16 protein-coding genes are annotated in these 17,460 nt (G+C 57.5%); 12 read left to right on the top strand and 4 right to left on the bottom strand.

Annotated elements, in window-relative coordinates:
* Window positions 1-132: 132 nt before the first annotated feature.
* The 9 genes from CWM57_RS04650 to CWM57_RS04610 all read left to right on the top strand — a co-directional run bounded on the left by CWM57_RS04650 (window position 133) and on the right by CWM57_RS04610 (window position 11,950).
* Window positions 133-1,341 (top strand): hypothetical protein, encoded by a 1,209-nt coding sequence (locus CWM57_RS04650; RefSeq protein WP_074386057.1) that lies wholly within the window; start codon window positions 133-135, stop codon window positions 1,339-1,341.
* Window positions 1,338-4,796, top strand: coding sequence for an ImcF-related family protein (locus CWM57_RS04645; RefSeq protein ID WP_100675689.1), 3,459 nt, complete (start codon window positions 1,338-1,340; stop codon window positions 4,794-4,796). The genes CWM57_RS04650 and CWM57_RS04645 overlap by 4 nt, the downstream gene beginning before the upstream one ends.
* Window positions 4,793-6,391: a type VI secretion system protein TssA gene (gene tssA / locus CWM57_RS04640; protein ID WP_074386055.1), complete on the top strand. Its 1,599-nt coding sequence runs from the start codon at window positions 4,793-4,795 to the stop codon at window positions 6,389-6,391. The genes CWM57_RS04645 and tssA overlap by 4 nt, the downstream gene beginning before the upstream one ends.
* 36 nt (window positions 6,392-6,427) lie before the next feature.
* Window positions 6,428-7,483 (top strand): polymorphic toxin type 44 domain-containing protein, encoded by a 1,056-nt coding sequence (locus CWM57_RS04635; protein WP_074386054.1) that lies wholly within the window; start codon window positions 6,428-6,430, stop codon window positions 7,481-7,483.
* A complete protein-coding gene (locus tag CWM57_RS04630; protein WP_074386053.1) occupies window positions 7,480-7,950 on the top strand; it encodes a hypothetical protein in 471 nt (156 codons plus the stop codon). The genes CWM57_RS04635 and CWM57_RS04630 overlap by 4 nt, the downstream gene beginning before the upstream one ends.
* 75 nt (window positions 7,951-8,025) lie before the next feature.
* On the top strand, window positions 8,026-9,780 hold the full coding sequence (gene tssF / locus CWM57_RS04625; RefSeq protein ID WP_100675688.1) for a type VI secretion system baseplate subunit TssF: 1,755 nt from the start codon (window positions 8,026-8,028) through the stop codon (window positions 9,778-9,780).
* Window positions 9,744-10,829: a type VI secretion system baseplate subunit TssG gene (gene tssG / locus CWM57_RS04620; protein WP_074386051.1), complete on the top strand. Its 1,086-nt coding sequence runs from the start codon at window positions 9,744-9,746 to the stop codon at window positions 10,827-10,829. The genes tssF and tssG overlap by 37 nt, the downstream gene beginning before the upstream one ends.
* Window positions 10,807-11,349 carry a type VI secretion system lipoprotein TssJ gene (gene tssJ / locus CWM57_RS04615; RefSeq protein ID WP_100630888.1) on the top strand — a complete coding sequence of 181 codons (543 nt, stop codon included), beginning with the start codon at window positions 10,807-10,809 and terminating at the stop codon, window positions 11,347-11,349. The genes tssG and tssJ overlap by 23 nt, the downstream gene beginning before the upstream one ends.
* Window positions 11,350-11,455: 106 nt before the next feature.
* On the top strand, window positions 11,456-11,950 hold the full coding sequence (locus CWM57_RS04610; protein ID WP_100675687.1) for a hypothetical protein: 495 nt from the start codon (window positions 11,456-11,458) through the stop codon (window positions 11,948-11,950).
* 66 nt (window positions 11,951-12,016) lie between these two features.
* Here CWM57_RS04610 and bdcA read toward each other — a convergent pair whose 3' ends face one another.
* On the bottom strand, window positions 12,017-12,730 hold the full coding sequence (gene bdcA, locus CWM57_RS04605) for an SDR family oxidoreductase (protein ID WP_008805173.1): 714 nt from the start codon (window positions 12,728-12,730) through the stop codon (window positions 12,017-12,019).
* Between the two features lie 73 nt (window positions 12,731-12,803).
* Between bdcA and CWM57_RS04600 the strand changes: the two genes are divergently transcribed.
* Window positions 12,804-13,397, top strand: a complete 594-nt coding sequence (locus CWM57_RS04600) for a TetR/AcrR family transcriptional regulator (RefSeq protein WP_074386048.1) — start codon at window positions 12,804-12,806, stop codon at window positions 13,395-13,397.
* 4 nt (window positions 13,398-13,401) lie between these two features.
* On the opposite strand, the gene CWM57_RS04595 is transcribed toward CWM57_RS04600, so the two are convergent.
* A complete protein-coding gene (locus CWM57_RS04595) occupies window positions 13,402-14,157 on the bottom strand; it encodes an SDR family NAD(P)-dependent oxidoreductase (RefSeq protein ID WP_100630886.1) in 756 nt (251 codons plus the stop codon).
* A gap of 158 nt (window positions 14,158-14,315) precedes the next feature.
* On the opposite strand from CWM57_RS04595, the gene CWM57_RS04590 reads away from it, so the two are divergent.
* Window positions 14,316-15,194 carry an AraC family transcriptional regulator gene (locus CWM57_RS04590; protein WP_004151595.1) on the top strand — a complete coding sequence of 293 codons (879 nt, stop codon included), beginning with the start codon at window positions 14,316-14,318 and terminating at the stop codon, window positions 15,192-15,194.
* A gap of 56 nt (window positions 15,195-15,250) precedes the next feature.
* On the opposite strand, the gene CWM57_RS04585 is transcribed toward CWM57_RS04590, so the two are convergent.
* Window positions 15,251-15,457 carry a DUF1471 domain-containing protein gene (locus CWM57_RS04585; protein ID WP_077268394.1) on the bottom strand — a complete coding sequence of 69 codons (207 nt, stop codon included), beginning with the start codon at window positions 15,455-15,457 and terminating at the stop codon, window positions 15,251-15,253.
* Window positions 15,458-15,482: 25 nt separating this feature from the next.
* Complete coding sequence (locus CWM57_RS04580) at window positions 15,483-16,412, bottom strand: aromatic alcohol reductase (RefSeq protein WP_074386045.1); 930 nt, start codon at window positions 16,410-16,412, stop codon at window positions 15,483-15,485.
* A 138-nt stretch (window positions 16,413-16,550) separates the two neighbouring features.
* Here CWM57_RS04580 and CWM57_RS04575 point away from each other — a divergent pair, with 138 nt between their 5' ends.
* The gene (locus CWM57_RS04575; RefSeq protein WP_100675686.1) at window positions 16,551-17,456 is read left to right on the top strand and encodes a LysR family transcriptional regulator; all 906 of its coding nucleotides are present in this window, start codon (window positions 16,551-16,553) and stop codon (window positions 17,454-17,456) included.
* The last annotated feature ends 4 nt before the right edge of the window (window positions 17,457-17,460 follow it).

Below are 17,460 nucleotides of genomic sequence, written 5' to 3'. Positions count from 1 at the left end.
TTATGTTTTGTTACCAAAAAGGATGGTCGTATGTTTAAGTGTGAGTTTGCTAATGAGAGAAATATAATGTGGTAAATTTTGTTTCGTCTGCATATCAAGCTAATTTAGCCATCCTGTAACATGAGGAAATTAATGCCATTTACACTTAAACATTTGCCAGAACGCTACCCCAGACCTAAGCCTCTGAAATTCTCTCGTTGGCTTGTTGCTCTGGTTGTCATGCTTTCGGTCAGTATTATCATAATGCGTATATTTGGGCGTTATGTTGAAAATCTGTACTTCTGGAGATTAGCTGTAGGTTTTCCTGTTGCTTTATGGAGTGTCTTGCTTTCTTCTCGTCTGCTTGTTTGGTCTTTACAGGATAGCAAAGCAAACGCTTTTGACAAACAGCGAGAACAGTGGATTCTTCGAGAAACCCGTAAGGCACGGCGTGCATTACAAGTGCTGAGTGCAACATTTATTACCGGCCACTCATCAGTTGCTCAGAAAGATACCGCTATTGCTATGCAAAATAACGACAGCATTATTGTTTCACAGGTCGGCCGGGATGGTAATGAAAGCGCCAGAATGAGCCAAATTTCTTCCAGCCCGCAGGATTCTATGGAATTCGTGATAATAAATATTTTTTCGCAGATGATTGCAGACATTCCTTTTACACAAATCCCTGATAAATGCCCATTAGTAGTAGTTTTTGATGTAACAACATCGCTGCCTTTGGAGAACATTCGCCATTACTGGGATGAGGCATGGCAAAAGAACAATATCACTTTTCCTGTTGAACACGGTGAAGGGAGTGGTCTTAGTGTAATTGACCGTTGGTTAAATGAACGTATTAAAGATAAAGCAATGCTATTGATTGTTGGCCTCCAGATTGATCCGATTGTTACAAACAATACTGCTGAAGCAGCTGTTGCTCTACTTCTTGGCAACCGCCTAACGCAAGAGGCGCTTGACCCCCTCGCATTACTACACCGGCCAGATGCTGCTCCATCAGGTGAACTGAGCGAGGGGATGAGGATGGCCGCCTGGAACGTCCCGCTAAAAGAAAATATGGTGGAAAATTTATGGCTCGCTGGAATGACAGGTGAGCAACGTGCAGAAGCGATTGGATGTCAGAATGCACATCCTGCGCAGTGCGTAAAAGATGAGGCTGTCATTTCACTCGATATATCCATGGGGAATGCTGGAGCCGCTGCACCCTGGCTGGCTATTGCTGCCGCCACTGAAATCGCCCGACAAACACAATCCCCGCAGATGATTATCTGCGGGGATACCACTCAGAAAGTGCTATGGAGCACGCTTATTACCCCGATAGCTTCAAGACAGGAGATGGATCTGTGAAGTTACTTTTAGCACCGAAAACTGCGGAAGGTCGCTATCTTTCAGTCGTATTCATTCTCTTTTTACTCTTGGCTGCAATGACATTTATCGTCTGGAAACATCCTGACATGGCCGGACTTGAGGGCGATAGTCAGCAGCAGAATTACTGGCTTATTGGTGGGTGCTGCATTACCGGATGTATCTTTATCATGTTAGTTATGCTCCTGTGGACAGCTCGCAGTGCCGGTAAAAAGGAGTTTGAGGCTCTCCTGGATGTCACTCGTGGTGATGACAATAAGAGAAAAGATGAGAGTGAAAACATCTCTGTTTCTCCAGCAGTGGTGATGTGTGCCAGGATTCGTGACCATCTGCGAACCCGAATTGGAATTCACTGGCGACGCAAAGTCCGCCTGCTTTTAGTCACCGGCGACGAGGCGGCAATCGAACAACTGGCACCGGGTCTGCGTCAGCAGCGCTGGCTGGAGGGCCAGCGTACCGTTCTGATTTACGGCGGCAGCTTGCTCTCCGAACCCGATCGCCAACAATACGCCGCGCTGCGCAAGCTGCGCCGCGGTCGTCCTCTGGACGGAATTGTGCGGGTGATGCCGTCGTCTCTCACCCTGACGCCGCAGATAAGTGAGAGCGACCTGCGTGGGCTGGAAAAAATCAGCGAACTGCTGCGCTATGCCGCCCCGGTCTGGCTGTGGAAACTGTGCGACAGTGAGTGGTCGCAGGCTGACCGCGTGGTGCAGGCGGTAGGGGTTAGCTTCCCGTTACGCGCTACCGAGGACGATGTCGCCCGTCAGCTTGCGCAGATGCTGCCCACGCTGCGGGAGCAGGGGATGCGCCAGATCGCGGAGGAGACCCGCCACGACTTCCTGCTGCGTCTGGGGCATCGGCTTATCGACGGGGGGATCGCGCAATGGCGCTGGCAGCTGGCGCCGTGGCTGACCGCCTCGCGGCAGCGGCTTGCGCTGCGTGGCCTGATGTTTAGCCTGCCAGAACCTCGCGCCGTGGATCCGTATCAGGAAGCTGATGCCCTGCCTGCGGGCCAGCCTCATCTCCTGACGCTGCCCGCCACCTGGCAGGGCATTGTGGATGACTGCACCCGTGTACGTGGCCACCGTGTCGGTATGGCGTGGGAACAGACGCTGGCCTGGACACTGCTGGCCACCCTCGGCCTGTGGGCGGCGGGACTGCTGCTCTCCTTTACCCTCAATTACAACCAGATTGCTACAGTCGCGGGAAAAGCCCGCGACCTGGTGGCCCACCCCTCCGTTTCTGACTATCAACTGACGGCCCTCCATGCCCTGCGCAATGAGGCCGGCCGTCTCGTGCACGATGGACAGAAGGGGGCTCCCTGGTATCGGCGTTTTGGCCTGGATCATCATCAGCAACTATTAGACGCCGTCCTGCCCTGGTACGGTGTGGCGAATCATCGCCTGATACGTGACCCGGCCAATGCCGCGTTGCAGCAGGCGCTCAGCGCGCTGGTCAACTCCGCCCCCAACAGCGACCAACGAGCCCAGCTGGCGAAACCGGGCTATGACCAGCTGAAAGCCTGGCTGATGATGGCTCGTCCGGATAAAGCCGATGGCGCATTTTTCGCGCAGACCATGAAAACGGTCCAGCCGACGCGAATGGGGATCTCGACCGGTCTGTGGCAAAGTCTGGCGCCGGATTTGTGGGCCTTTTATCTCTCCTTGCTGGCCGAACGGCCTGAATGGAAGATAACTCCGGATGCGCAACGGGTCAGTCAGAGCCGCCAGGTTCTTTTACAGCAGATAGGTCGCCGCAATGCCGAAAGCACCTTATATGAGAACATGCTCAAATCCGTGCGTCGTAATTTTGCCGATGTGTCGCTGGAAGACATGACCAGTGGCACCGATGCGCGCCGCCTGTTTACCACCGATGAAGTGGTCCCGGGGATGTTTACCCGCCAGGCATGGGAAGGCGGCATTCAGCAGGCCATTGATAAGGCAGCCAGCTCGCGCCGGGAAGAAATCGACTGGGTGCTGAGCGATTCGCGCAAAACGGTGTCGACAGACCTGTCGCCGGAGGCGCTGAAAGCGCGTCTGACCCGACGCTACTTCACCGATTTCGCCGGCAGCTGGCTGAATTTTCTCAACAGTCTGCGACTTAATCCGGCGACCAATATCGCCGATGTTACCGACCAGCTCACGCTGATAAGCGATGTCCGCCAGTCGCCGCTGATTGCCCTGATGAATACTCTTGCCTGGCAGGGACAGGCTGGACAACAGAGGGAGGGGCTGTCGGACAGCCTTATTAAATCGGCCAAAGACCTGGTGGGCGGGAAAGACAAGCCGGTCATCGACCAGTCGGCCGCCGGCCCGCAGGGGCCTCTGGATGACACGTTCGGCCCACTGCTCCAGCTGATGGGGAAAAACACGGGCAGCAACGTCATGTCGGCCGATAGCACCCTGAGCCTGCAAACCTATCTGACCCGTATCACCCGCGTGCGCCTGCGCCTGCAGCAGGTTGCGAATGCCTCCGATCCGCAGGAGATGATGCAGACCCTGGCGCAGACCGTCTTCCAGGGGAAAAGCGTCGACCTGACCGACACGCAACAGTACGGTAGCCTGATTTCGGCAAGCCTTGGCGAAGAGTGGAGTGGCTTCGGCAACACTCTGTTTGTGCAACCGCTGACCCAGGCATGGGAAACCGTGCTTCTGCCGTCGGCGGCCAGTCTGAATGATAAATGGCGCCGCTCGGTGGTCGCCAACTGGCACACCGCCTTTGACGGACGCTTTCCGTTTGCCGCCAGCAAAAGTGACGCCTCGCTGCCGATGCTGGCTGAGTTTGTGCGCAAGGACAGCGGGCGGATCGACCGTTTTCTCACGACGGAGCTGAACGGTGTCCTGCATAAAGAAGGTAGCCAGTGGGTGCCGGATAAGGTCAACAGCCACGGCCTGGTCTTTAATCCGGCCTTTCTGCGCGCTATCAACCAGCTAAGCCAGCTGTCCGACATTCTTTTCACCGACGGCAGCCAGGGGATCAGCTTTGAGTTACAGGCCAGGCCTGCCCCGGAGGTTGTCGAGACACAGTTGACGATAGACGGCCAAAAGCTGCGCTATTTCAATCAGATTGCCGACTGGCAGACTTTCCGCTGGCCGGGGGAGACGTATAAACCCGGCACTCTGCTGACCTGGACCACCGTCAATGCGGGCACGCGTCTGTTTGGTGACTACAGCGGTACCTGGGGCTTTATTCGCTGGCTGGAGCAGGGTAAACGCCAGCAACTCGAACGCAGCCAGTGGATGATGAGCTTCACCGCTCCGGATGGCCGCACCCTGCAGTGGGTATTGCGCTCCCAGCTTGGGAGCGGCCCGCTGGTGCTTCTGGCGCTGCGCGGATTGACCCTGCCGGATCAGATTTTTAGTGTCGATGCGGCTGAGAGCGCACAGGCCCTGACGACGGGGGGAGGGAATAGTGACATGGATGAGATGGAATTATGAGCATTTTACAAAATCTGGTTGCCGCCAGTCAGTTGGATGAAAGCGTACTGCGCCAGCAGGCCCGGTCACGCCAGGCGCAGTGGCAGTCCTGGCTTGCGCCAATCAGTGACACCCAGCCAACCGGGGACGATCCGGGCTATGACGATGATTTTCAGCGTATCCGCGAGGAGGTCAATAAGATCTCCGGTGTCGATACCGTACTGATTTGCCAGTTGGCTGGACAGTTACTGGCAACAACAAAAGATATCCGGATTGTTACCTATTACTGCTGGGCCCGTTTGCACCAGGACGGGGAAGCTGGCTTGGCCGATGGGCTGGAGCTGCTGGCAGGCTTGCTGCAACGATATAGTATGCAGCTTTATCCGCAGCGCGACCGTAGCCGCAAAGCAGCCCTCGAGTGGCTGGCGGGTACTCGTATCTTAGACAGTCTTTCACTTTTTCCAGAAGTTGTGCGGGAGGACGCAAGGCGTACCGTCGGCGCGCTGCTTCTCATTGATGATTGTCTGACGACAGAACCAGAAACATCACGGCCAGATCTGCAAGCACTCTGGGGCGCACTGGAGTCTCGTTTGATAAAGGGCGGGGGAGTCGATGCAGTGGTGCCGCAGAACGTCGGAAACCGGGGGCTGGCTCAAACTGCTTCCCGCACGGCTGAATACGAAGCGCCGGTTCTCAGTAACATCACCTCCGGTCAGGATCTGCTGGCCCAGGCGCGAACCCTGACAGCATACCTGCGCGTTCAACCCGATGGCTGGCTTGCCGCACATCGGCTAATGAAAAGCCTTCGTCATGACACCCTGACAATCATCCCTGCGCCTGATGCTGAAGGAAAAACACGTATCGAGCCTCCCAGAGCAGATCAGCGGGCCATGCTCAAGCGGCTGTACCTGCAACAGAGCTGGTCGGAGATACTGGAACAGGCGGACAGTACCTTCTCACGTGGCGCTAACCACCTCTGGCTTGACCTGCAATGGTATATCCATCAGGCGCTGGCGAGGTCGGGTCAGGATGTACTGGCCGATATTATCATTGCCGATCTGAAAGGATTGCTGCGCCGTCTCACCGGGCTTGAAACATTAGCTTTTAACGACGGCACACCCTTTGCCGATGAGGTCACGCTGAACTGGATAAATCAGAGTGTACTTGACGATATGTCCGTCTGGCAGGATGAGCCAGTATCGGCTGCCAGCGGCGCTGATAACGACATTCTGGCACTTGAACCTGAAGCGCTTGAGAAAGCTGACACTGACGGTCTCGATGCTGCACTCCACTGGATTCAGACGCGCCCGGGCACGGAATCCACTAAAGAAAAATGGCTGTTGCGCCTGCTGATGGCCCGCGTGGCCGAACAAAAGGGGAAGAATGACCTCGCGCTCTATCTGCTGCGAGAACTCGACGATACGGCGGGATCAATCACCCTCACGCAGTGGATCCCAGCTCTGTTGTTCGAGATTAAATCGCGACGGCTCAGGCTACTGCGCATGAAAGCTACGCGCAGCGAGAGTGAAAAATTACGGTTGCAACCGGAGATGGATCAATTGCTGGCAGGTCTGATTGCGCTCGATCCAGCCAGTAGCGCGGTGCTTTGCGGCTAACAGAACGGAAACTGACACTGACACTAAGGAGAACGTATGGCAGCAAAAGGTTTTTATCTGGTACAGGGAGACAGAACGACCTGCGGCGGAAGAATCACTACAGGCGCAGAAGATCACACTCTGTTTGATAAACCTGTTGTCCGGGAGCAGGACAGCGTCACTTGCGGAAAGCACGCGGGGCTATACAAGATTGCCGGTGGCATCGACAACGATACCATTCACGGCCGGCGAATGGCCGGAACCCTCGACAGCTGTAGTACTTGCCCCTGTAAGGCGAAGTTTATTCCATCAATGATGAATGATACTTATGAGAAAGGAGGTGAGTGCATAACTACTTTATTTTCACTCGATGGGCTTATGGCATCTTTACAGGAACCCTACAAGAATCTTCATCCAGAAAATAAGACTGAACGACAGTGTACTCACACAGATGGGGCGATTAAAGTTGCAGAATATATACTAAGTGAAATAAAGGCGAATGTCAGAAGCGATACGGCAGAAACAATACGATATTTAATTGACGAAGATTTTTTAATAAAAAGACTTACTGAATGGAATAAACTTCCCTTTTATGCAAGGCTGGGTCCGCCCCCTAAAGCAGATTTACTTGCTGCAATGGCTATTTGGTATCAGACCGTGAAAACAGGTTCAATCTGGGATCATAAACCGAAGATCCGCGATCTGTTTTCATCCGTTGCAGTAGTACGACCACTTCCCAGGAAAGGAAAATCATCAAAGTCTTATTATCATAAATTCAAACAGCATGATTATTTTTATGATGTTTGGTCAAACATACATTATGGTTATGTTGGACGTAGTGTCGGTTTTTCTGAAGCAATTCTCTTGAAAGGGTCCACTTGGGAACAAAACATGACGCCAGGTGCAATGGGGGATGATACCATGGATGACATTACTAGCATGAAAATAGGGTTTAATCTATTTTATGAACATGGGAAATTTGCTGAGACGTTGACGGCAGATAATATTCTTTGCGTTTTAGAAACAACACCTGGCGCGCACCTTCCTCACTCAAGAGAAAATCATTGGTGCTGGAATACAGATAATCCAGAAAAAAGTGACTCATCATTTTGAAAAAAATAAAAACGTTAACGGGTATTGCATTATTTATGGTGGTGTTAGTCCTTGTCGCTCATTTTATTCCGATAAGGCCAGTTGTTGTTATTATAAATAACACTAATGAAACTATATTCGTGTATGCAGGTGAGAGTGTATATAATGTCGAACCTGAGCCTGACGAAGTCGCGCGCATAGTACGATCAAAGCCTGAAATTATAGCACCTGGAAAAAGAGTTAAGATTAAAGCTTCGTTTACATCTCTGATTAGGAAAGATGCAGCGCTTGACATTGGTTGGAGGGTTGGTGGTCAATACGAATATAACGCTGCAGGTAGCGGTGGTCAAAATTTTATTCTTTCTTCAAAAGAGGGCGTGTGCTACGCATCGATTTATATAAAAGATGATTTTTTTAAGGGTACGATTAAAAATGGTTCAAGCAATAAGTGTTTTAAAAAAATAAAGGCATTTAATTATAAGTATTAATTCAGGTGTTATAAAGGTTATTTTTTAGATGCCTGTTTCAAAATCTGATGATTGAAAGGAAATCAATATTAATTTATGGACGATTTAACCCTGCGTTATTACGACGCTGAAATGCGCTACCTGCTGGAAGCGGGTGAAGAGTTTGCCCGCGCTCATCCTGAGCAGGCGGCAATGCTCAATCTCGACAAAGCGGGCGCCCGCGACCCCTTTGTCGAGCGCCTGTTTGAAGGTTTTGCCTTCCTGATGGGCCGCATGCGCGAGAAACTCGATGACGATCTGCCTGAGCTGACCGAAGGCGTGGTCAGTCTGCTGTGGCCACATTATTTACGTACCATTCCCTCGATGTCGGTCGTGGAGTTCACCCCCGACTGGCCGGAAATGAAAGAGCCGATGACGATGGCCAAAGGCTTTGAAGTGCTTTCCCGGCCGATCGGTGAAAAGGGCACGCGCTGCCGGTACACCACCACCAAAGCGATCGCTCTACAGCCGTTATCCCTTGAGCGCGTCCAGCTGGCCACCGATACGGATGGCCGGTCGGTGATCACGCTGCGCTTTACCTGCAGCCAGCTGACGGACTGGAGCCGGGTCGATCTCAGTCATATCCCGCTCTACTGCAACGCCGATGCACCGCTAGCCTGCGCCATGCACGAGGCCTTTACCCTCAATGTGGCCCGGATGTGGCTGCGCATGCCCGATGAGGTGGACAGAAGGCCGCTGGACGGGTATTTCAGCGCGCTGGGATTTGGCGAGGAGGACGGCCTCTGGCCTGAAGATGGCCGCAGTTTTCGCGGTTATCAGCTGCTGCTGGAGTATTTTACCTTCCGCGAAAAGTTCATGTTCATCGACCTGCGCGGACTGGAGACAGTGGATTTACCGGCCGGACTGGCGTGGTTTGAAATCGACGTCGTGCTGGCGGAACGCTGGGAACATGACTTCCGCTTCAGCGAAAAGCAGCTGCGCCTGCACTGCGTGCCAGTGATCAACCTGTTTCCGCTGGAGTCCGATCCGCTGACCATCAACTCCCTGCAGACCGAATACCCGCTGCGCCCGATGCGCGTGCAGGACGGCCACACCGAAATTTACACCGTCGATTCCGTGATCTCCTCGCACCAGCAGGTTTACACGCCGTTCTCAAGTTTTCGCCACAAAGGCGGCATGATGCGTCATGACGCGGCGGAATATTACTATCATACCCGGGTGCGCCGTGGCCCCTCCGGGCTGTACAACACCTGGCTTATCGTCGGCGGAGAAGCCTTTGATAATCATACCGTACCGGAAGATGAAAGCCTGTCGCTGACCCTCACCGGAACTAACGGCCAGCTGCCGCGTCGCGCGCTGCAGAGTACCGTGCTTGATACGGTGATGAAAACCACTTCGGCCAGCGTCGCGGTGCGTAACCTCTGCGCACCAACGCTGCCGTGCTATCCCCCCGCCCAGGATCGTTTTCACTGGCGGGTGCTGAGCCATCTGGGCAGCAGTTTTCTTTCCCTGATGGACAACGCTGAAGTCCTGCGCGGCACCCTGGCGCTGTATGAATGGACCGACAGCGAGATGAATCGTCGGCGTCTGGAAGCCATCCTCGACGTGAAGCACCGCGCAACAGAGCGCTTTGCGCGGGGCCATCTGGTGCGCGGCGTGCAGATCGAAGTCACCCTCGACAGTCACGGCTTTGCCGGACGAGGCGACATATGCCTGTTTGGCGAGATGCTTAGCCGCTTCTTTGCGCTCTACACCGACATCTACTTGTTCAACCGCCTGATTATCATTCTGCAACCAACCGGAGAACGACTGGAATGGGAAGAGAAGCACAGCCGACGCATTCCCGGCTGACCCCGCGGCTGGAGGCCGATCTGCCGCGGATCAATTTTTACCGATTCTGCCAGCTTCTGGAAAAACGGCGTCCCGGCCAACAGCTGATGGGGGCGACCAGCCATCCGGCTGACGATCCGGTGCGTTTTTACCCGCATCCGGGGATGGGATTCCCGGCCAGCGAACTCAGAGCCGTGGAATACGATGAGGCCGATGACTGCGGGCCGCCGGTCATTCGCACCACCTTTATGGGGTTGTACGGTGTCGATTCGCCGCTCCCGACGGCATATCTCGATGATATCGCCCAGCGCAGGGAAGGGCATGAAGCGCTGCAGGGCTTACTGGATATCTTCAGCCACCGGATCATGACGCAGTTTTACCGCATCTGGCGGAAATACTCCTGGCCCGCCACCTTTGAGCCTGGCGGCACCGATCGTCTCTCGCAGTCGCTGCTGGGCCTGGCGGGGTTGGGCATCCCCGGCACGACGCAACATATCGCCTCGCCGGCGTCGCGCTTTCTGGCGCTAACTGGCGTGCTGCGTCAGCCTGGCAAAACCCAGCAGGGGATCCAGGCGCTGGTCACCCTGCTGGCCCCGGAGACCACCGTCAGGGTGAGCCCGTATAGCCTGCGTCCGGTGGCGATCAGCCAGCCGCTGGGGTTTTACGGCGATGATGACTTCTTACTGGACGGCAATACGCCGCTGGGTGACGAAGCGACGGACGCCAGCAGCCAGCTCCTCGTCGCCCTTACCACCGACAATCCCGCGGAGGCGCAGGGCTGGAAGCCTGACGGCCCGCTGTTTCGGGACTTTCTCATCCTGCTGCGGGTATACCTCGGCTGGCGATTCCGGGCCAACATCACCCTGACCGCGCCGACCCGACTGCTGGCTGTCCCACCGCTGGGGGACGAGCCGTTCTGGCTCGGTATGAACGGCGTGCTGGGTGTGGGGGAGGGCGAGAGTCAGGACGATATTCCTCAGACCTTTACCACCGAGCTGGGTACCTATACGGGCCTGCAGCCTGCCACCTTTCTACAAGGAAACCGACGTGTTACGTACAAGTTTGACTAAAACAGCCTGCCTGCTGCCCTTGCTTGCACTTTGTCTGAGCGGGTGCGGGCTCACTCAGCGCGTCTCGGAGGGGACCAAAACTGCCTTCAACGCCGTTTTTTATAAGCAAATTAATACGCTGCATCTGGACTTTACCGCGCGTGAAGCGCTCAACACCGATGCCAGAGAGAATCACTCGCTCTCTGAACCGGTGGTGGTGCGCATCTATCAGCTTAAAGATCGCCAGACCTTTGACCGGCTGGTTTATCAGCAGCTGCTGGAGGAGGGGGATATTCTGCTCGCCGCCGATCTCCTCGCCAGTCGCGATGTGGTGATCAGTCCCGGAGGGGGTGCCAGTCTGAATATGCCGCTGGAAGCGGAGGCGACGTTCGTGGCGGTTGTCGGCCTGTTCCGCCATCCGGACACAGACAGGAATACCTGGAAGCAGGTGCTGGCGCGTGAGGAATTGGATCCGGACAAGCCGCGCATTTTGACCGCCGAACACAACCAGCTACGGCTCAGGCCTGAAGCGGCGAAGTAACGTCGAAAACAAACATTTGTGGCGGGGCCATCGCGCCAGTTCGCCCTCAATCTTCGTAACCAGCGAACGGGCGATAACCATCTTCACCACAGCACAGGGAGATAACGTGACAGCGAGGGAACGTTTTTTTAAGAAACTGCAGCAACAGCAAAATCCGCAGCGGACAGCGGCCCTCGACGGGTCGGCCGCCGCGGATATCGCCAGGTTTCGCCAGCAAATGGCGGCGCTGGCTCAGCAGATAAGTCAGTGGTTTGATGGAACCGGTATCGAGGTGGTGATGTCGACCCGCCATCTCCACGACCTGAGCACTCTTGGGTACAGCCTCAACAGCGGCATCTGCCGCTACGATATCCCGACCATCCGCCTGCAAAACGGCGAACGTAGCGTCAATATCGTGCCACAGCAGCTGTTGGATGGCGTGGAAAAGGGGATCGTGACGCTGAGTCTCGAGACACCCGGCGGCGCGGGATCCCGGGAGATGTTTTATCTGAGCCTGGCCCCGGAGGATGGCTGGATGATCCGCAAGGCGCACCAGTCCCCGGAAGTGCGGCTGATGCTTACCGAAGATCGCTTTTTTATGGCGGTCGACAGTCTGGCCTGATGATCCCTGACAGGCCATGACATCACCGCGGCGGCGGTGCAAAGCGCGCGCCGCCGCCCTGGAGTATCAGGCGCCAAACGCGCCGTCGATGGTGTGCATGGCGCCAGTGACAAACGACGCCTCCGGACCGGCCAGCCACGCCACCATTCCCGCCACCTCTTCCGGGCGGCCATGACGCTTAATGGCCATAAAGCTGTGCATCAGCTCCTTCATCGGGCCGTTCTCCGGGTTGGCGTCGGTATCAACAGGGCCGGGCTGGACGACGTTGACCGTGATGCCGCGCGGGCCAAAATCCCGCGCCAGGCCGCGCGCCAGCCCCTGCAGGGCCGATTTACTGACCGCATAGGCCGCCATCCCAGGCACCGGCATGCGATCGCCATTAACCGAACCGATGACAATAATGCGCCCGCCTTCCGGCATCCGGCGCGCCGCTTCCACGGAGGCATGGTAGGGGGCATGAATATTGATGCGGAACAGGCGATCGATGGCATCGCTGTCCTGCTCGAGAGCGTCACCGAAAATCGCGATCCCGGCATTGACCACTAACACGTCCAGCGGGCCGCTGTCGCGGACCAGGCTTATCACCGCATCGCGATCGGCGCTGTCCGCTTGCACCGCCGTGCTGCCGGTCTCCGCCGCCAGCCGCTCGGCCGCTTCCGGCGAACCGGAATAGCTAAACACCACCGATGCGCCATCGGCGACAAAACGCCTGACGATCGCCGCGCCAATTCCCCGACTCCCGCCTAAAACCAGCACTGATTTGTTGTGAAATGCTGTCATATCCCGTACCTCATGATATTGTAGTGATGATTACAATATGCTGCGGCAAAACAGGCTGTCAAGGATTAATATAGTGACCACTACAAAACAAGGGCGTACTCCGGGACGTCCTCGCCAGTTTGATGCGGAACAGGCCATTGAAACGGCGCAACGCCTCTTTCACGCGCGAGGCTACGACGCGGTGAGCGTGGCCGATCTGACCCAGGCTTTCGGTATCAATCCCCCGAGTTTTTATGCCGCTTTCGGCAGCAAGCTCGGGCTGTATACCCGCGTCCTGCAGCGCTACAGCCAGACCGGGGCCATTCCCATCGACGCCCTGCTGCGAGACGACCAGCCGGTGGCGGCGTCGCTCATCGCCGTGCTGCAGGAGGCGGCTCGCCGCTATGTGGCCGATCCGGCCGCCGCCGGCTGTCTGGTGCTGGAGGGGGGGCATTGTCAGGATGCCGACGCCCGGGTGGCGGCAGGCGAATGGCATGCTGCGGCAAGAGCCAAAATCCAGCAGTATATCGCCCGCCATCACCCGCAGGACGCGCTGCGGGTGACTGACTATATGGATACACTGATGCTTGGCCTGTCGGCGAAAGCGCGGGAAGGGGATAGCCTGCCGCGTCTTCTGGAGACCGTGCGGCTGGCAGGCCTGGCGCTGGAGCGCATCCTGCCAGCCTGAGTCGTCAGATGGTTTGTCCGCCCGACACCTCGATCCGCTGGGCGGTCACCCAGCGGTTATCGTCGCGCAGCAGGCTGGCGATCATCGGCCCAATATCCTCAGGAACGCCCACCCGTCCCAGCGCCGTCATGGCGGCAAACTGCGCGTTAACCCCTGCGTCGTCCCGCACCAGCCCACCGCCAAAATCGGTGGCGATAGCGCCGGGGGCGATGGTATTGACGGTGATGCCGCGCCCGCCCAGCTCGCGGGCCATATACACGCTCAGCATCTCCACAGCCGCTTTGGCCGCGGCGTAGGCGGAGAAGCCAGGATAGGAGACGCGGGTCAGCCCGGAAGAAAAGTTAACGATCCGTCCGCCGTCCGCCAGCAGCGGCAGCAGGGTTTGTACGAGGAAAAATACCCCCTTAACGTGGACGTTAAACAGCCCGTCGAACTGCGCTTCGCGCGTTTCGGCCAGCGAGGCAAATTCGCCGTGTCCGGCGTTATTGATCAGATGGTCGAAGGTGACCCGCCCCCAGACGCTGGCCAGCGCAGCGCTCAGGCTGTCGGCGAAGGCCGGGAAGCTGGCGGTTTGCGCCATATCCAGCGGCAGGGCGATGGCCTTGCGACCCAGGGCGCGGATGTCCGCGACCACCCCTTCCGCCTGTTCGAGATTGCCACGGCAGGTGACGATGATATCCCCACCCTGGCGGGCGATATCCAGTGCGGTCTGACGGCCAAGGCCGCGGTTGGCGCCGGTAATAAGTGCAATCTTAGTCATGTTCGGTCCTCTCTGGTATGTTGAGGCTCTACAATAGGGGCCGCGCGTCAGGTCGGGTTGCCCAATCCTTGTTATTTTTTGCCCATTTCTCTCCATTCACTCCCTTTCCCCGGGAAATAGCGCATACTCAGGCTTTAAAACTTGCCTGAAAGGATCTTATGCGCGACGCCCTGTTTGATCTCTGCCGCCGGTTTGCCGATGCTCATGTCGATAGCAGCGGGGTGGCGGTTACCCCGGTTCCCGGCATCACCCTGGTGCGGGCCCTCCATCCTGGCGATTTACAGGCGGCTATCGCCAGGCCGCTGGTGGCCATGCTGCTCCAGGGACGTAAGAGCGTGACCACCGGTCTGGCGAGCTTTGACTATGGCCCGGGCGAGGCGATGGTGATTGCCGCGGATGTCCCCACCACCAGCCAGATCACCGAGGCCAGTCAGCGTTTTCCCTATTACGCGCTGGTGCTGGAGCTGGACCTGGCTATCCTGCGCGAGCTGCAGGAGGCCGGGCCGTCAGGGCCGGATGAGGCGCCCCGTGTCGGTATCGAACCGATGAATGCCGATGTGACAGACGCCGCTTACCGGCTGGCAAGGCTGTTTGATCAACCGGGGGCGCTGGCGGTGCTGGGGGAAGGTCTGCGGCGGGAGCTGCATTACTGGCTGTTGCAGAGTGTCCATGGGCCGGCCATTCGGGCGCTGGGCGCCGTAGACAGCCATTCGGCGCGGATCCGCCGGGCGGTGGCGATGCTGCGCCGGGATTTTATGCAGCCCGTCAGCGTCGACGCGCTGGCCGATGCCGCCGGGATGAGCGTCTCTGTCTTTCACCGTCATTTCCGCGCCATGACCACGCTGTCGCCGCTGCAGTTTCAGAAGCAGTTGCGCCTGATCCACGCCCGCCGCCTGATGCTGGCGGAAGGGATGAGCATTGCGCAGGCTGCCGGGGAGGTGGGCTATATCAGCGTGTCGCAGTTTACCCGGGAATACGCTCGCCTGTACGGCGCGCCGCCAGGCCGCGATCGTCGGCGGGAAAAAATGAGCGCCTGACCTGGTGCGCGGGCAAGCGACAGCGGTAGCTCGTCCCTGAGCCTGGCGCCGGTGGTTTAGTCCGTGATTTTCGCCGTGATATGCACTTTGTTGCCCATTCGCGCTTCAGTAATGCGATAGGCGGTCGCACCCTCGCGGGCGGCCTGCTGGCGGATTTTGCTCTCCGCATGGTCCAGGGTATCGCCGGTGGCGGTGATGGTCCTGGCATTTGCCGCCAGCGGCAGCAGACAACTCAATACGATCAGTGGAATCAACTTTTTCATCTTCATTCTGTCCTGTGGGAGAAAATCAGCGCGCGGCCTGCAGCCAGCCGGCAACGTTCTGGGTCGGCAGATGATGCCGGGCATTCCAGGTATCCTCCATCGGCCACCACATGCCGTCGCCCCGGGCGAAGGCGGCGCGATAGCGCAGCATGGTGTTCTCCGGGTCCGCCCGCAGCTGCTCCAGCAGGGCGGGCAGGGTATGGACAGCTTTGCTGAACGTTTGCTGCGTCACGCGCTCTACGGTGTCTGCCAGCTGGCGGTAAGAGATTGTCTCGCCGGCAACAAATACCACTTCGTTGGCAATCCGCGGCTGATGCAGATAAATCGCCGTGGTGAGGCGGCCAATATCTGCCGGCGAAGTGACGGTCACCTGGGTGTCCCAGCTGCCAAGGGCGTGCAGGGTTCGGTTGGATAAATTCACCACATCGAAGTCTGGCTCGAAGAGAAAGCTGGTAAACATCCCGGTGGAGACAATGACCCATTCCGTGGCCTGCTGCGCGCGCAGCAGGGTCCGGACATCGTACTGCTCGTCCCAGACCGGCTGGCCGCTGCCTTTGCCGACCACATCGTAATTGACGCCAAACTGCCAGGGAAAATAGCGGGGTACCCCGGCCGCCAGCACCGCGCGGGTAATTTTCAGCTGTGTCCCCGGACCGGCGACAAACCCCATGCAGTTAATCACGGTGGTGAATCCGCGAAACTGCCCAGCCAGCGTCTCCATGGCGCTACCGGCGATGTCGACGGCGAGAAAGGTGGCCCCGGCGTCGGCCAGTGCCTGATGGTTTGCCGATCGCAGCTGGCCGGTTTCATCCCAGGCCGCCGGCGAGACGATAACCGATACCGTGCCCTGGCGCTGGATCACCGCAGGCACCAGCGCATCGAGAACGGCGGTGCCCAGTTGTCCCGCTCCCAGCACCAATACCTTTTCCTCATGATTAAGATTATCAGTTTTCATTTTGACTCCTTGCTCAGTTAAGCCTTGTACTGACTGGCTACAGGCTCAGTGTAGGGGGGCGGGCATCATTCGATAAGAACAGGATTTCGGGTTAGACTGTTCGTGATAATGGGATAATAATTGCCGGGGGAGAACGAAATGGACAGACTGGATGCCATGCAGTTGTATGTTGCTGTTGTGGATGCCCACAGCTTCGCCCGTGCGGCGGAGGTGCTCGGGCAGCCGCGCTCCACGGTGTCGCGGGTAGTGAAGGAGCTGGAAGCCTGGCTTGGGGCGCAGCTTCTTCAGCGTACCACCCGCAAGCTCAGCGTGACGGCGGAGGGTCGCCGGTACTACGAGGAGTGTAAAAGGCTGCTGGCCGAGATGGCGGCGATGGAAGCCTCCTTTCCCGGGCGCTCGGCTCAGCCCGCCGGGCGGTTCAAGGTGGGGATGCCGCAATCCCTTGCCCGCCACTGCATTCTGCCGAGGATCGGCGAGTTTTTGCAGCAGTATCCCGACCTGGAGCTAATCCTCTGCTCAAGCGACAACGTGGAAGATATTATCCTGGAGGGGTATGACTGCGTGATCCGTACCGGGCGGATCGAAGATTCCACCACCCTGGTGGCGCGTCCTCTGGCCCGCTACCGCTGGATGGTCCTCGCCTCGCCGGCCTGGCTCGCGGCCCACGGCCGGCCGCAGAGCATCGACGATCTGCACCACCACCGGGCGGTGGGCTACCTGAACCACCGTACCGGGCGGACCATCGACTGGCTTTTCTCCCTCGATGACGGCGACTGCGCGATCCGTATGCAGGAGACGCTGGTGGTCGACGATACCGATGCCTATATCCAGGCCGGCGTTCAGGGGCTGGGCCTGATCCGCGTCGCCAGCTATCTGGCGCAACCTTATCTGCAGAGCGGCGCGCTGGTCGCCTGTATTGAGCAGGCCGCTTCTGATCTTCCCTTGTCGCTGGTCTATCCGCAAAACCGCTATCTGCCGCCGGCGGTGCGCGCGTTTTATGACTGGAGCAGGCGCGTTCTGCAACCCCCGCTCAGCGAGGCCTGATGCC

Origin of the sequence: Klebsiella sp. G-Nf4 (genome assembly GCF_002810615.1) — a bacterium.
Lineage (GTDB): Bacteria > Pseudomonadota > Gammaproteobacteria > Enterobacterales > Enterobacteriaceae > Klebsiella > Klebsiella variicola.
This window is presented reverse-complemented; position numbering and strand designations above follow the sequence as displayed.

What these genes read in the sequence shown, in the direction of transcription:
- CWM57_RS04590 (WP_004151595.1), top strand. Translation starts at nt 14,316, where the DNA reads ATGCGCGACGCCCTGTTTGATCTCTGCCGCCGGTTTGCCGATGCTCAT.
- CWM57_RS04585 (WP_077268394.1), bottom strand. Translation starts at nt 15,457, where the DNA reads ATGAAAAAGTTGATTCCACTGATCGTATTGAGTTGTCTGCTGCCGCTG.
- tssG (WP_074386051.1), top strand. Translation starts at nt 9,744, where the DNA reads ATGGGAAGAGAAGCACAGCCGACGCATTCCCGGCTGACCCCGCGGCTG.
- tssF (WP_100675688.1), top strand. Translation starts at nt 8,026, where the DNA reads ATGGACGATTTAACCCTGCGTTATTACGACGCTGAAATGCGCTACCTG.
- tssA (WP_074386055.1), top strand. Translation starts at nt 4,793, where the DNA reads ATGAGCATTTTACAAAATCTGGTTGCCGCCAGTCAGTTGGATGAAAGC.
- CWM57_RS04650 (WP_074386057.1), top strand. Translation starts at nt 133, where the DNA reads ATGCCATTTACACTTAAACATTTGCCAGAACGCTACCCCAGACCTAAG.
- bdcA (WP_008805173.1), bottom strand. Translation starts at nt 12,730, where the DNA reads ATGACAGCATTTCACAACAAATCAGTGCTGGTTTTAGGCGGGAGTCGG.
- CWM57_RS04575 (WP_100675686.1), top strand. Translation starts at nt 16,551, where the DNA reads ATGGACAGACTGGATGCCATGCAGTTGTATGTTGCTGTTGTGGATGCC.
- CWM57_RS04595 (WP_100630886.1), bottom strand. Translation starts at nt 14,157, where the DNA reads ATGACTAAGATTGCACTTATTACCGGCGCCAACCGCGGCCTTGGCCGT.
- CWM57_RS04635 (WP_074386054.1), top strand. Translation starts at nt 6,428, where the DNA reads ATGGCAGCAAAAGGTTTTTATCTGGTACAGGGAGACAGAACGACCTGC.
- CWM57_RS04580 (WP_074386045.1), bottom strand. Translation starts at nt 16,412, where the DNA reads ATGAAAACTGATAATCTTAATCATGAGGAAAAGGTATTGGTGCTGGGA.